The sequence below is a fragment of the Halanaerobium sehlinense genome (genome assembly GCF_055379485.1).
In genome coordinates this window covers 437,877-452,418 of the sequence record NZ_AP042442.1, presented here as the reverse complement: position 1 = coordinate 452,418, position 14,542 = coordinate 437,877, and the positions used below count along the sequence as shown (strand labels likewise).

12 protein-coding genes, 2 tRNA genes, 1 rRNA gene, 1 pseudogene and 1 riboswitch are annotated in these 14,542 nt (G+C 34.2%); all 16 genes and pseudogenes read right to left on the bottom strand.

What is annotated here, in order from left to right; translation table 11 throughout:
* Positions 1–56: 56 nt before the first annotated feature.
* Positions 57–132, bottom strand: a tRNA-Ala gene (locus ACZ446_RS02180).
* Between the two features lie 45 nt (positions 133–177).
* Positions 178–254, bottom strand: a tRNA-Ile gene (locus ACZ446_RS02175).
* A 151-nt stretch (positions 255–405) separates the two neighbouring features.
* Positions 406–1,955 (bottom strand): 16S ribosomal RNA (locus ACZ446_RS02170).
* Between the two features lie 598 nt (positions 1,956–2,553).
* Positions 2,554–2,952 carry a secondary thiamine-phosphate synthase enzyme YjbQ gene (locus tag ACZ446_RS02165; protein WP_464393521.1) on the bottom strand — a complete coding sequence of 133 codons (399 nt, stop codon included), beginning with the start codon at positions 2,950–2,952 and terminating at the stop codon, positions 2,554–2,556.
* Positions 2,953–3,054: 102 nt separating this feature from the next.
* Entirely contained in the window at positions 3,055–4,536 is a 1,482-nt protein-coding gene (gene lysS, locus ACZ446_RS02160; RefSeq protein ID WP_464393520.1) for a lysine--tRNA ligase, read from the bottom strand.
* 115 nt (positions 4,537–4,651) lie between these two features.
* Complete coding sequence (gene greA, locus ACZ446_RS02155; protein WP_464393519.1) at positions 4,652–5,137, bottom strand: transcription elongation factor GreA; 486 nt, start codon at positions 5,135–5,137, stop codon at positions 4,652–4,654.
* A gap of 252 nt (positions 5,138–5,389) precedes the next feature.
* On the bottom strand, positions 5,390–6,358 hold the full coding sequence (gene dusB, locus ACZ446_RS02150) for a tRNA dihydrouridine synthase DusB (RefSeq protein ID WP_464393518.1): 969 nt from the start codon (positions 6,356–6,358) through the stop codon (positions 5,390–5,392).
* A complete protein-coding gene (locus tag ACZ446_RS02145; RefSeq protein WP_464393517.1) occupies positions 6,358–7,131 on the bottom strand; it encodes a type III pantothenate kinase in 774 nt (257 codons plus the stop codon). The genes dusB and ACZ446_RS02145 overlap by 1 nt, the downstream gene beginning before the upstream one ends.
* Before the next feature lie 94 nt (positions 7,132–7,225).
* Positions 7,226–8,167: an NAD(P)H-dependent flavin oxidoreductase gene (locus ACZ446_RS02140; RefSeq protein ID WP_464393516.1), complete on the bottom strand. Its 942-nt coding sequence runs from the start codon at positions 8,165–8,167 to the stop codon at positions 7,226–7,228.
* A 108-nt stretch (positions 8,168–8,275) separates the two neighbouring features.
* Positions 8,276–9,241 (bottom strand): BMP family ABC transporter substrate-binding protein, encoded by a 966-nt coding sequence (locus tag ACZ446_RS02135; protein ID WP_464393515.1) that lies wholly within the window; start codon positions 9,239–9,241, stop codon positions 8,276–8,278.
* Positions 9,242–9,261: 20 nt separating this feature from the next.
* Positions 9,262–10,095 (bottom strand): biotin--[acetyl-CoA-carboxylase] ligase, encoded by an 834-nt coding sequence (locus ACZ446_RS02130; RefSeq protein WP_464393514.1) that lies wholly within the window; start codon positions 10,093–10,095, stop codon positions 9,262–9,264.
* Between the two features lie 46 nt (positions 10,096–10,141).
* Complete coding sequence (locus ACZ446_RS02125; RefSeq protein WP_464394362.1) at positions 10,142–10,684, bottom strand: folate family ECF transporter S component; 543 nt, start codon at positions 10,682–10,684, stop codon at positions 10,142–10,144.
* A 70-nt stretch (positions 10,685–10,754) separates the two neighbouring features.
* A riboswitch (THF riboswitch) is annotated at positions 10,755–10,848 on the bottom strand.
* Between the two features lie 51 nt (positions 10,849–10,899).
* Positions 10,900–12,569: pseudogene (locus tag ACZ446_RS02120) on the bottom strand (formate--tetrahydrofolate ligase).
* A gap of 141 nt (positions 12,570–12,710) precedes the next feature.
* Positions 12,711–13,490 carry an ABC transporter permease gene (locus tag ACZ446_RS02115; protein ID WP_464393513.1) on the bottom strand — a complete coding sequence of 260 codons (780 nt, stop codon included), beginning with the start codon at positions 13,488–13,490 and terminating at the stop codon, positions 12,711–12,713.
* A 42-nt stretch (positions 13,491–13,532) separates the two neighbouring features.
* Positions 13,533–14,159 (bottom strand): ABC transporter ATP-binding protein, encoded by a 627-nt coding sequence (locus tag ACZ446_RS02110; protein ID WP_464393512.1) that lies wholly within the window; start codon positions 14,157–14,159, stop codon positions 13,533–13,535.
* 38 nt (positions 14,160–14,197) lie between these two features.
* The gene (locus tag ACZ446_RS02105; RefSeq protein ID WP_464393511.1) at positions 14,198–14,509 is read right to left on the bottom strand and encodes a PadR family transcriptional regulator; all 312 of its coding nucleotides are present in this window, start codon (positions 14,507–14,509) and stop codon (positions 14,198–14,200) included.
* Positions 14,510–14,542 lie beyond the last annotated feature (33 nt).

The window sequence follows — 14,542 nt, the reverse complement described above, 5'->3', positions numbered from 1 at the left end:
TTTTTCAATGTACAGTTTTGACGGCCTCAATGGCCTAATATTAATAAAATCTTGAATGGTGGAGGTAAGCGGATTCGAACCGCTGACCTCCTGCTTGCAAGGCAGGCGCTCTCCCAGCTGAGCTATACCCCCATATCTCCCAATTGCTATCCATGCATGTGTTAAAAGGATAGAAAATGGTGGGCCTAAGTAGATTTGAACTACTGACCTCACGCTTATCAGGCGTGCGCTCTGACCAACTGAGCTATAGGCCCATTCGCTTTTTAAATAAATATAAACCCCATTATGTAGGATTTATTTTATTTTCATATTATTTTATTAAGTATTATAGAAGATTCTTTGACGGCCTCAATGGCCGAAATAAAACCTTCAAAATTAAACAGCAAGCTCACGTTCTCTCCTTAGAAAGGAGGTGATCCAGCCGCACCTTCCGGTACGGCTACCTTGTTACGACTTCACCCCTCTTACCGGACACACCTTTGGCATCCGCAGATGACTTCTGGTGCATCCAACTCGATTGGTGTGACGGGCGGTGTGTACAAGGCCCGGGAACGTATTCACCGCAGTATGCTGACCTGCGATTACTAGCGATTCCAACTTCATACAGGCGAGTTGCAGCCTGCAATCCGAACTGGGACTGATTTTAAAGGATTTGCTCCACTTCGCAGCTTTGCTCCCCTCTGTATCAGCCATTGTAGCACGTGTGTAGCCCGAGATATAAAGGGCATGAGGACTTGACGTCATCCCCACCTTCCTCCGACTTTCACCGGCAGTCTTCTTAGAGTCCCCGACATTACTCGCTGGCAACTAAGAACAGGGGTTGCGCTCGTTGCGGGACTTAACCCAACATCTCACGACACGAGCTGACGACAGCCATGCACCACCTGTCTCCGTGTAGCACAAAGTGCTATACTCTACTCTCATAGATGGTCACGGGATGTCAATTCTCGGTAAGGTTCTTCGCGTTGCTTCGAATTAAACCACATGCTCCACCGCTTGTGCGGGCCCCCGTCAATTCCTTTGAGTTTCAATCTTGCGATCGTAATCCCCAGGCGGGATACTTAATGCGTTAACTCCGGCACTGAAGGATTCGAACCTCCAACACCTAGTATCCATCGTTTACGGCTGGGACTACCGGGGTATCTAATCCCGTTCGCTCCCCCAGCTTTCGTACCTCAGCGTCAGTGTTAACCCAGAGAGTCGCCTTCGCCACTGGTGTTCTTCCTAATATCTACGTATTTCACCACTACACTAGGAATTCCACTCTCCTCTGTTACACTCAAGATAATCAGTTTCAAACGCAGTCTGTCGGTTAAGCCGACACCTTTCACGCTTGACTTGATTATCCGCCTGCGTACCCTTTACGCCCAATAATTCCGGACAACGCTTGCACTCTACGTATTACCGCGGCTGCTGGCACGTAGTTAGCCAGTGCTTCCTCCAAAGGTACCGTCAGGTGGATGTCATTAACTACATCCACGGTTCTTCCCTAAGGACAGAGCTTTACAATCCTAAGACCTTCTTCACTCACGCGGCGTTGCTCCATCAGGCTTTCGCCCATTGTGGAAGATTCCCCACTGCTGCCTCCCGTAGGAGTCTGGACCGTGTCTCAGTTCCAGTGTGACTGATCGTCCTCTCAGACCAGCTATAGATTGTTGCCCTGGTGAGCCGTTACCTCACCAGCTAGCTAATCTACCGCGAACTCCTCCTCAAACGATGCCAAAGCACCTTTTCTGATTGTGTGATGCCACACTCTCAGCTTACCTCGGATTAGCCCGACTTTCGCCAGGTTATCCCAGACTTGAGGACAGATTATTCACGTGTTACTCACCCGTCCGCCACTATCTAGATCTCGTCTTCAACCCGAAGGTTTCTGTCGAGGTAGACCGTTCGACTTGCATGTGTTAAGCACGCCGCCAGCGTTCGTCCTGAGCCAGGATCAAACTCTCCGTATAAAGAATTTGAATTTGGCTCATATTATTTAATATAAGCTTTAAACTAATAATTACTTTTAAGTTTTAACACTCAAAGTATATTAACGTTGGCTTGCTGTTTAATTTTCAAGGTTCACAAAATCTCTTTTTTAGAACAAATTGATATTTTCGGACTTGCCCATTGAGGGCGGCGCCGATATTATATTTATTCTTATTTAGAGATAATGTTTTCTTCTATATTTTCTGTCGCGTTTTTTATCAGCGACATTTAATATCTTATCAACTGTGCCTCACTTTGTCAAGAACTTTTTAGAAAAACTTTTGAAAAAGATTTTTCTTTGATTTTAAGCTTGTATTTTCTCTTATATATAAAGAAGAAAAATATTTAAGCTTTAAATCCAAGTTCTTTTTAAGCTCCGATTTAAGATCAGTTATGAGCTTAAATTTTATCGGAGATTATTTGTGCGACGCTTATTATCTTATCAAGCTCTTTTTGCTTTGTCAAGAACTTTTTAAAATAATTTTGTCGGCCAAAAAATTGTTTTATATAACTTTTCAGCGACATACATTATCTTAGCATCAATTAGGCGAATTGTCAAGAGAAAATTAGAAAAAGCTTTTAATTTTTGCTTAGTTTTAAATAAACTTTTCGAGTTCTTGGGCCATCAAACTCACAAAAATATATTCCCTGCCAGGTTCCCAGTAATAATTTATTATTTTTAATTATGATATTTTGATCAACACCAAATAAACTTGATTTTATATGGGCAGCAGAATTCCCTTCTAAATGTGCATAATTATCATTAAATGGTATCATTTTATTTATTTCTTTTTTAATATCGGATTTAACATCAGGGTCAGCATTCTCATTTATAGTAACCGCTGCAGTTGTATGCGGAATGTGAATATATAGCATCCCATTCTTGACCTCCGAATTTCTGACCTTATTTTGTATTTCATTTGTAATATCAATAAACTCAACCTGATTTTCTGTCTTAACTGATAATTCTTCAAACATAATAATCTCCTTTCATCTTTAAATCCAAAGTAATTAACTGAATATTTAATAAAGTTTAATTAAAAAAATAGCCGGTTGAAGCCGACTATTCTTTTAATTATATTATTCATTACTTTCTGGTCTCATAGTTGGGAATAAAATGACATCTCTAATCGAACTGGAATCAGTCAAGAGCATAATCAATCGATCAATACCAATTCCTAAACCACCTGTAGGTGGCATACCATATTCTAAAGCTCGAATGAAATCATAATCCATCATTTGTGCTTCTTCATCTCCAGCTTCACGCATTTCTACCTGTTTTTCAAATCTTTGCTTCTGTTCTTCTGGATCATTTAACTCACTAAATGCATTAGCAATTTCTCGGCCATAAACAAATGCCTCAAAACGATAAGTAAAACGCGGATCATCTTCAATCTTTTGTGCTAATGGTGATACTTCAATTGGATAATCCATAATAAATGTTGGTTGAATTAATTTTTCTTCAACTCGCTCTTCGAATACTTCATTCAAGACTTCTCCATAAGACAATCCTTCTTCAGGTTTCACACCTACTGAAGCAGCAGCCTCATAAGCTTTTTCCGCTGTTTCAAATTCAGCAAAATCTACATCTGCATACTTTTTAACAGCTTCTACCATTGTTATTCTATCCCAAGGAGCTGTGAAATCAAGCTCAGTCCCTTCATACTCAAGAGTAGTAGTACCCAAAACATCTTCTGTTAAATGACTGACTAAATTTTCAGTGAGTTCCATCATGTCATGATAGTCAGCCTGTGCCTGATAAAGTTCCATAGTTGTAAATTCAGGATTATGTTTATATGACATACCTTCATTACGGAAATTTCTATTGATTTCAAAAACTTTCTCAAAACCGCCCACAATAAGCTTTTTAAGATAAAGTTCGGGTGCAATCCTTAAATATAAGTCCATATCTAAAGTATTATGATGAGTAACAAAAGGGCGGGCAGTAGCTCCACCAGCGATCGGGTGCATCATTGGTGTCTCAACTTCTAAAAATCCTTGATCCTCTAAATATCTTCTCATCTCTTTAATAATTTTACTTCTTATAACAAAAGTTTCTTTAACATCAGGATTTACTATCAAATCTAAATAACGCTGGCGATAGCGAATATCCTTATCTTTTAAACCATGAAACTTCTCGGGTAGTGGTCTTAAAGATTTAGTTAAGAGTTCAAAAGAAGAAACTCTTATAGATACTTGACCTCTATTTGTTTTGAAAACTGTGCCAGTAATGCCAACTAAATCACCAAGATCTAGATCTTGAAAAAATTCATAACGGTCTTCTCCAATATTATTCTGCTTTACATATAATTGAACTTTTCCGCTCATATCCATTAAATCAGCAAAACTTGCTTTACCGTGAGTACGAATAGCCATTAGACGTCCAGCCAATTTAACTTCTTTTTCCTCAAGTTCTTCAAAATTATTTTCTACCTCTGCTGCATGATGAGTAGTTTCATATTTTTCGGCAAAAGCTTTTTCTTTTTCTTCCCTAAGTTGAGTCAACTTTTCCCGTCTCTGCAGCATTAATTCATTCATGTCTTCGAGCATATTTTCACTCATTATAAATATCCAACTCCTTATTAAATTATAATAGAGGCTAAACTCTATTTCTTAATATTCCAGTATAAATTAACAAAACAAATAATAACTCCTAAAACTTTATTTAATATTTTTGTTAATGTTTAACTTTTTTTATTGAAATAATTTCATAATCAACTTCTCCAGCTGGAGTTTCTACAGTTACCTCATCTCCAATGGCATGGCCTAATATAGCTTTTCCAATTGGAGACTCATTAGAAATTTTGTAGTTTAATGGATCTGCTTCTGCTGAACCAACTAAAGTATAGCTGATTTTCTCATCACTATCAAGGTCATGCAGCATAACTGTTGTACCAAGATTAACTTTTTTATCGGTAACATCTTCATCCTTTACAACATGTGCATTGTTAATCATATTTTTAATTTCTTGAATTCTTCCTTCGACAAAAGCCTGCTCATTTTTAGCATCATCATATTCTGAGTTTTCACTGATATCTCCAAACTCTCTGGCAACTTTGATTCTTTTAGCAACTTCACGTCTTTTTTCTGTTTCTAAATATTCGAGTTCATTTTCTAATTTTTCATAACCTTCTTCTGTCAACATTACTTGTTGTTCTGACATAAATATCTACCTCTACTTTCTAAATGTTATATTTGAAATTTTATAATTCTCTAAATTATCTAATATATCTAAAACTATCAAAAGGGCCATCAAACTCAGCCCAACAACAAAGTGTGCCAGGCAAATCACCTGACACCCATATAAGTCTACAATTATTAATTATTATAAATAACTTTAGTTTTATTGTCAAGAAGCTTTTTATCATAATCTGCTAAATAATAGTATTAGACTACAATAATTTGCTATGATTCTTTATAATGACTTTTGATATTTTCTTAAGAAATTAATTAATTTATCTTTATTAGATGTTTGATTTACTTTGTTTTTCATTTCACCTGCATTTGGCATTCCTTTTAAGTACCAGGAAATATGTTTGCGCATTATTGGAACACCATGACCTTCTCCATAATAGTCTACTGCTAATTTCAAGTGTTTTATTGCCATTTCAATCTTTTCTATATCTGAAGGAGGATTAATTAACTCTCCGGTATTTAAATATTCAATAATTTCTTTAAAAATCCAGGGATTCCCTTGAGCAGCTCTTCCAACCATTATTCCATTACATTTAGTTTTGTTAAAAATTGCAGCAGCATCTTCTGCAGAAAAAATATCTCCATTTGCAATAACAGGAATTTCAACTGCATTAACAACATCTTTTATAATATTCCAATCAGCCTGACCTTTATAAAACTGACTTCGTGTACGACCGTGAACTGCAACAGCTGCAGCTCCAGCTTCTTCAGAAATTTTAGCTAATTTTACAGCATTAATGCTTTCATCATCCCAGCCGCTTCGCATTTTAACAGTTACTGGCACCTCAGCTGCATCAGCAGTTTTCTTTATTATTTCAAAAGCCAAATCAGGATTCTTCATTAGAGCAGAGCCAGCACCATTTTTTACAATTTTTCTGGCAGGACATCCCATATTAATATCTATCAGATCAATATCATATTCTTTGGAAATACCTGCAGCAGCTCTGGCCATAAATTCTGCTTCATCACCAAAAATTTGAACCGCTATTTTACCATTTTTTTCTTTATCGAATTCAATGAGTTCAGCTGTTCGTTTGTTTCCATACTCATAGCCTTTTGAACTAACCATTTCAGTATACAACAACTCAACCCCCATTTGTCTTACTAGCTGCCGATAAGGATAATCGCTTACTCCAGCCATCGGCGCCAAAAAAGCAGGTGGCTCAATTTTTAAATTAGCAATCTCCATTATGATCCCATTCCATTAATATCAGCTATGTGTTTTAATCCTTTTAAAGTTAAAAAAGGTTCAACATAATCTATAGAATCAGTTTCAGCTGCAATTAAACTAACTAACCCACCAGTAGCAATTACTACTGCTTCTTTAGGTAATTCTTCTTTGAATTTTTTTACTAAATATTCAACCTGACCGACAAAACCATAAACTATTCCCGATTTCATCCCATCAATTGTATTTTTCCCAATTGCATGACCTGGTTCAATCAATTCAATTCGAGGCAGTTTAGCTGATTGACTAAATAAAGCTTCAGAAGATATACCAATCCCAGGTGCAATAGCCCCACCTAAATATTCACCTTTTTCAGAAATAGCACAAAAAGTTGTTGCTGTACCAAAATCTACAATAATCAGAGGCCCTTCATAAAGTTGATGCCCAGCTACCGCATTCACGATTCTGTCTGCTCCAACTTCTTTTGGATTATCCGTTTTTATATTCATTCCTGTTTTGACTCCTGGGCCAATTACTAATGGATTAACATTAAAATAACGATAGGCTGTTTTCTTTAAAATTCTTAAAATAGGTGGCACAACACTTGAAATTATTATGGAATTAACAGCATCATCCGCTATATCTGCTGACTCAAATAAATTTTTAAAGAGCATTCCATATTCATCAGGAGTTTTGTTTCTATCTGTTGAAATTCTCCAATGAGTCTTAAGCTTATCTCCGTCATATAAGCCAAGCACTGTATTAGTATTTCCAATATCCATTGTTAAAATCATTTCAATTTCTCCTTATATTTTTTTATATAACTCAGATTGTAAAAAGGCTGCAGAAAATAGATCCAGATCTGCAGCCTATAAACTTATTTCCCAATTATTTGCTAAAGTAATCTCTAATTTTTTGAAAAATTTCATGAGTAGATAATATCTCTTTGACCCTTCCAATTCCTTCACCAGTAAAAAATACACCATTATCTAAATCACCAGCTTTTGCATTAACCAGTGCATCTTTAATACAAAACTTTTTCGTACAGTGTTTTAGACAATCAGTACAGTTAGCCGGTGGCGGTGCTTCACCAGCTTTTATTAAATCTGAAAATCTAGTCTTTATTGCATTAGCTTTGTAACCAACCGAACTCATAATTTTCATAACGTCATCAGATGAAGCTTTAACACATAACTTTTTGAATTCCTCAGCAACTGAGGCTTCTGCACTTGCTAAAAATCTAGTTCCCATCTGTACGCCATCTACACCTAAGTTCAGCATTTTTTCAATATCTTCTGGAGTCACAACATCACCAGCACCAATTACCGGGATCTTTATTTTTCCTGCAATTTTTTTAACTAAACTGAAACTGTTTTCATCACTTCCTAAATGTCCTCCAGCGTTTCCACCTTCAACAACAACTGCAGCCGCTCCAAGTTTCTCAGAAATTCTTGCAAGTTTCAAAGAGGAAACAATTGGTATTACAGGAGTATTACTTTCCTTACCAACATTAAACATATCTCGAGAAAAACCAGCACCTGAGATTATTACATCTATACCAGCTTCTACAGAAGCTTTAAGCAGCTCACTAAATCCGGAAGCAGCAAACATTATATTAACACCTATGATACCATCACTAAGTTTTTTTGCTTTTTTAATTTCAGCCTTTAATTCTTTTGGTGTCATAACTGAAGCTCCAATAACTCCAATCCCACCTTCATTAGCTACTGCAGCTGCCAGTTCAGCCATCGACACACGAATCGCCATCCCACCCTGTATAATTGGGAATTCAGGCTTCAAATCAGCAATTTTCAATTCAGGTAATTTCAATTTATCACTCCTAAAATAATCTTAACTTTATATTCTATTTTATCTTATCACAGAATAGTAAAGATTTAAATGTTTTTTTGACTATTGGTCATCTTTTTTTAGTTAGAATTATTGAAGTCCTCCTGAAATTTGAACTTCACCTGCTAGGAATTGCTGTTTATATTCTTCAAGCTTTATTAAAGTATCAGAACTAATTAATTTTTCTGCCTGTTTTTGGGCCAATGTAAAAGCGTTATCACTAATACCATATTCCTTTATTTCATTAACATAATTATTATTGTAACGAGCTTCTATAATTTTTTGTGCAATTTGATCAGTATTTTTTAAAATAACTGTTAATATATTATTAGGCGCTAAATTTATATCTGCTCTATTTAACGAAATTAAATAAATGTTTTTTTCTAAAGCCGCTTCTATAATTCCGTTGGAAGCAGCCCCTGCAGCATAAAAAATAATATCAACATTTTCTGCAGCAAGTTCTTCAGTTATATTTTTCGCTTTAGAAAAATTATTAAAGCTGCCGAGATATCTATTATATATTTTCACTTCTGAATCTGCTGTTTGAACACCTGTGTTAAAACCAATTTGGTACTGCTTAAGGTCTTCATTCTCTTTTGCTCCAACAAAAGCTACTTTAGAATTTTTAGTTTCCAGAGCAGCAATTAGCCCAGCTAAAAAAGCAGATTCTGCTTTTTTAAAAGTTATAGAGCTAACATTTTTTTCTTCAACTATCCCATCAAAGATTATAAAATCCTTTTCTGGATACATTTGAGCTGCCTCTTTAACAGCCTGCTCCATAGTAAAACCTACACCCCAAATTAAATCAAAGTTATTTTCCGCAAAATAATTTATGTTTTCCAGATATTCTGTCATTAAAGTTGATTCCCTAAACTCAAATAAAATATTTAGATTTTGCTCAACTTTACTAATTGATGATCTCAACTGATCATTATAACTATTATCTCCAAAGCCTCCAATATCACTTACTAGTGCAACTTCTAAATATTGAGCAGCAGCTGAAAATGAAAAAAACAAAGAGATCACTATCAAAAATATCAATATTTTAAATTTCATTTTTTAGCACCTTTCTTAAATTATTTGTTATATTTTTTTAAACTTTTATAATCTAAAGAAGTATTAAGTGAACTGACTTTTTTGCTTTGGCCATTTTGGAAGTCTATTAATAAGTCTCCATTATCTAATATTTCCTTTATTTCACCACTACAATTTCTGTTTTTATGATTAAAATCAATTTTTTTACCAACTAAGGCTAATTTATTTTTCCAGGTCATAATTATTTCTTTTCTTTTTTGATTAAAAAAATCATTTACATAATCATTCATTTTTTCAATTAACACAGACAGAAATAAGTTTTTATCTATTTGTTCTTTTTTTTCTAAATAATACGATGTTGCCAAATTACTAATTTCTGTTTTGAAATTAGAATTATTTAAATTTACACCACAGCCAATTATGACAAAAGCACTTTGATTATTATCTATGACTAGTTCAGATAAAATACCGGCAATTTTTTTTTGAGAGACTAAAATATCATTTGGCCATTTTAGTTCAGTTTCCAAACCAAAAAAATCAAAAGTATCACTTAATACCAGTGCTGCAGCTGCAGTAATTAATGGGATCTTTTCTATATCATTATCTACAGCAAATAAAAAAGAGGCCGCTAAACCCTTTGGACCACCAGAAAACCAACTGTGACCTCTCCTACCTCTACCTTTTTCCTGAAAATCAGCAGCAAAAACATTTATATCGCTAATATTATTTGGGTTTTTTGTTTTTTTTAGATATTTTTTGGCCTGATCATTTGTTGAGTCAGTTTTAGAAAATATTGTTAGTTTAACTCTATTACTTAAGGGTTTTTTTAAGTTTGATTTAATTTTTATACTATCAAAGAAATTTAAATTATCCATATAGATTCTCCTAGAAAAAGGACCCAAAAATTGGGCCCTTTATTAATTAACAGCTTGTACCAGCTTCAATTTTTCTGATTTTTACAGCATTATAGTTTAATAATATTTTAATAAAATATGCATAAATAGGTATATTTATTAACTGACTTACTAATCGCGGAGGCATTAAAACTGTAAAAGGAACTCCAAAAAGTGAATTAATAAAATACGGTACTAAAATTAAAGAAGATATTAGCTGCCCAATTGATATAGAAATAAAGATTATAGGTAGAGTTCTGCATCTCTTCAAAACATAAAACACCATAAAACCAGGAATAAATCCGGTTAAAAAAGATGTTAAAGTAAAATGCGGCATATAGGCTCCAAGTGGATTTATAAAATAGCCAAGCAAATCACCTAAAGCTCCAACGATACCTCCAGCAACAGGACCAAATGCAATACCTGCAAATATGATAGGTAATGCCCCAAATCCTATTCTAACACCCTCAACTCCTGCAATCGGAATTCTGATACTCAATATTCTCGTTAAAATAATAGTTAAAGCCGTTAAAAATGAAAGATACGCTATTTTTTGGGTACTAATTTTAATTTTTTACACCTCCCTCCCTCTTTGGTTAAGATGATAGTTTTTCTGCACCAAAGAAAGAGGACACTTTGATGACAGCGGACGCGACAGGGAGACCGCAGCTTATAGCTTTCGTTCCAAAGCAACGTCCCATCTCTGGACACTCTACGCCTCCTGTCTACTCTATCACTATATTATTTAATACATTATAACTTATTTATTAATCTTTTTAAAGTACTTTAGAACAATCCTGAAATTTTTCCATCAGCATCAATATCTATATCTTCTGCTGAAGGCCTCTTGGGTAAACCAGGCATTGTTAAAACTGGTCCTGTCATAACAACTAAGAAACCTGCACCTGCAGAAAGATTAATTTCTTTGACGCTTATTTTAAAACCCTTAGGGCGTCCTTTTAAATTTGGATTATCAGAAATTGAACTTTGAGTCTTAGCCATACAAACGGGAATATCTGAATATCCCTGCTCATTATATTTTTCAATTTGAGAAATTGCTTTATCACTATAATCAACACCATCAGCTCCGTAAATTTCTTTAGCAATTATTTCAATTTTTTCTTAATTGGAGCCTTTTCATCATAAAGAAAATCAAAATTGCTTTTTTCATTTTCTAAAACATTCACAACAGCGTTGGCTAATTCTTCCCCACCTTTTCCTCCATGAGCCCAAACCTCAGATAATGCTACATTTACACCCAAATCTTCACACTTTTGACGAACTAATTCCAGCTCTGCTTCAGTATCATCAGGAAATCTATTAATTGCTACCACTGTTGGTACCCCAAACTTATGCACATTTTCTATATGTTTCTCCAAATTCTCGATCCCATCTGCCAGGGCCTCTAAGTTTTCTTCAGTTAAATCGTCTAAACTTACTCCTCCATGCATTTTTAGAGCTCTGATAGTTGCTACCAGGACTGTAGCATCTGGTTTTAAATCAGCAAATCTTGATTTTATGTTATAAAATTTTTCAGCACCTAAATCAGCCCCAAATCCTGCTTCAGTTACGGTAATATCCCCTAATTTCATTGAAAGTTTAGTTGCCATAACACTATTACAGCCATGAGCAATATTAGCAAATGGTCCTCCATGTATAAAGGCCGGTGTGTTTTCTAAAGTTTGAACTAAATTAGGCTTTATAGCATCTTTTAAAAGTGCTGTCATTGCTCCTTCAACTTTTAAATCGTGAGCAGTAATACTCTCCCCATCATAATTATATCCCACAACAATTTTACCCAATTTGTCCTTTAATTCCATTAAATCATTGGCCAAGCAAAGTATAGCCATTATTTCTGAAGCAACTGTAATTAAAAATCCATCTTCTCTTAGTTGACCATTTACTGTCCCACCTAAACCTACAATAGTATTTCTAAGTGCACGATCATTCATATCTAAAGCTCTTTTAAAGGTTATTTGAGTTGGATCAATATTTAACTCATTACCCTGTTTGATATGGTTGTCAATTGCTGCTGCCAATAAATTATGTGCTACACCAATAGCATGAATATCTCCTGTAAAATGAAGATTAATATCCTCCATTGGTATCACCTGAGAATAACCTCCACCAGCTGCCCCACCTTTGATCCCCATTGTAGGTCCTAATGAAGGTTCTCTAATTGCAATTACAGCATTTTTTCCAATTCTGTTTAAAGCCTGGCCCAGACCAACAGTAGTTGTTGTTTTACCTTCACCAGCTGGAGTTGGTGTGATTGCAGTTACCAAAACTAACTTACTGTCTTCTCGATCAGATAGTCTTTTTAAAACATCCAGCTTTACTTTAGCTTTATGTTTACCATATAATTCTAAATCATCTTCTTTTAAACCAACTTTTTCAGCAATCTTTGTTATTTCTTGCATTTTTGCTTCCTGAGCAATTTGAATATCACTTTTCACTATATTTCCCCCTAATTTCCTATTCTAAATTAAATAATCAAACTAAAATAAACTCTAACTTAAATTTTAAATACCTATATAAATATTTCAATATAGTTTCAGCAATTCCTTCTTTAATAATTAGATAGTATATTAATTATACTAAAGATTTAACTGTTTTCGTGAGTTGAAAAATGTTTTAGCACCTCTATTAACCATAAAAAATACTGTTAAGGTTACACTACCTAAAATACCCATCATAATTGCAATTTGATATTTTATTGCTATAACTGGAGAGGCTCCAGCTAAAATTTGACCGGTCATCATTCCCGGTAGAAAAACAATACCCATCCCCATCATGGAATTAATTGTCGGCAAAACCGCATTATAAAAAGCTCTATTGCTTATTTCTTTAACAGCTGTTTCAGGTTCTGCACCTAACATTAAATAATTTTCAACTAGATCTTTGTTATCTCTAAAACCATTAATTAAATAATTCACCCCTAAAGAGATACCAGTCATTGAATTACCAATTAACATTCCCGAAAGAGGAATAAAGTAATCTGCCCTAAACCAGGGATCAAGACCAACAACTGCAATTACAAAAAAGAAGATACTGATTGAGGTTCCCAAAAACATGGAACTAGCAATAATCAATTTTAATTTTTTTGAAATTGTCGCTTCAACTCTTCCAAAAATATTATAAATTGCAAATGTCTCCATTATTAATAATATTAATATACTATAGACCGGGCTTTGATTAGAAAAAACATATTCTAATATAAATCCAACTGCAATCAGCTGAATTGTCATTCTTACTGAAGCTAATAGAATTTCTCCTTTGTGACCAATTTCTTTCTTTTTAACAATAAATAATAAAACTAAAACAAATATATATGCAAAAGCAAGCTGCATTATTTGAATATCTATTGTTCCATTCATTTTAATAACCCTCCTGATATCTTTTAAATTTATCTTTTTGATTTATTTGATAATTTTACCTTTTTCAATATTTATTATTTTATCAGCAAATTTTTCTGCAATTTCGGGACTGTGGGTCACCATAATTAAAGTTCTATCATTTTTTCTAACATAATCAACCACCATCTCTATTATTTTCTCTTCAGTTTTTTTATCCAGAGAGGAAGAAGGTTCATCTAAAAGCAGAACTTTTGGCTCCAACAGCATAACTCTAGCTAATGCTAATCTCTGTTTTTCTCCTCCGGACAAATTATCTGCTGTATCATCTAAATTTTGAGTCAATGAAACTTTTCGCAAAAGCTCATTATAATTTAAGCTTTTTGAATTTTTATTATCATTAATTTCCTCTGTCTTAATAAAATTATCTTTTATAGTACCTTTAAAAATTTGAGGATCCTGGGGCATCATTACAACTTCTCGCCGCAAAGACACCGGATCATAAGTTTCTATATGTTTTCCCCGATAAATAACTTTACCCTGATCAGCTGTTATCATATTATTCAAAAGCTTCAAAAAAGTTGTTTTACCACCTCCACTACTTCCTAAAATTGCTGTAACCATATTTTCTTCCAATGATATTTCTTCTATATCTAAGATATCTTTAAATTTTATTTTTTCGAGTTTAAACATAATAAGCCTCCCTGAAATTTTTTATATTTTGATTATATTTATGCCTCCATTATTTCCTGGCTCAATTCCTGAGTCTTCTTCTTAACTTCTTCTAAAACTTTTTCTCCTTTTTTGGTAAGGCTGTAATATTTCCTTACCTTTCCCTCAATAGTTTTTTCACGGCTGCTCAATATTCCATCTGATTCCATGGAATGGAGAATCGGGTATATTGTTCCTGAGCTTACTTCATAGCCATGAGTTTTTAGCTCTTCAATCATCCACAATCCAAAAAATTCTTCTTTTTTTGCATGGTGAAGAATATGAATTCTCATAAATGCTAAAAACATCTTCCTCAAAATACTGTTTTTCATATTTTCACTCCTTTATCGATAATCGATATTGAT

What these genes read in the sequence shown, in the direction of transcription:
- ACZ446_RS02130 (WP_464393514.1), bottom strand. Translation starts at nt 10,095, where the DNA reads ATGGATAATTTAAATTTCTTTGATAGTATAAAAATTAAATCAAACTTA.
- dusB (WP_464393518.1), bottom strand. Translation starts at nt 6,358, where the DNA reads ATGGAGATTGCTAATTTAAAAATTGAGCCACCTGCTTTTTTGGCGCCG.
- ACZ446_RS02145 (WP_464393517.1), bottom strand. Translation starts at nt 7,131, where the DNA reads ATGATTTTAACAATGGATATTGGAAATACTAATACAGTGCTTGGCTTA.
- ACZ446_RS02115 (WP_464393513.1), bottom strand. Translation starts at nt 13,490, where the DNA reads ATGAATGGAACAATAGATATTCAAATAATGCAGCTTGCTTTTGCATAT.
- ACZ446_RS02135 (WP_464393515.1), bottom strand. Translation starts at nt 9,241, where the DNA reads ATGAAATTTAAAATATTGATATTTTTGATAGTGATCTCTTTGTTTTTT.
- ACZ446_RS02165 (WP_464393521.1), bottom strand. Translation starts at nt 2,952, where the DNA reads ATGTTTGAAGAATTATCAGTTAAGACAGAAAATCAGGTTGAGTTTATT.
- ACZ446_RS02105 (WP_464393511.1), bottom strand. Translation starts at nt 14,509, where the DNA reads ATGAAAAACAGTATTTTGAGGAAGATGTTTTTAGCATTTATGAGAATT.
- greA (WP_464393519.1), bottom strand. Translation starts at nt 5,137, where the DNA reads ATGTCAGAACAACAAGTAATGTTGACAGAAGAAGGTTATGAAAAATTA.
- lysS (WP_464393520.1), bottom strand. Translation starts at nt 4,536, where the DNA reads ATGAGTGAAAATATGCTCGAAGACATGAATGAATTAATGCTGCAGAGA.
- ACZ446_RS02110 (WP_464393512.1), bottom strand. Translation starts at nt 14,159, where the DNA reads ATGTTTAAACTCGAAAAAATAAAATTTAAAGATATCTTAGATATAGAA.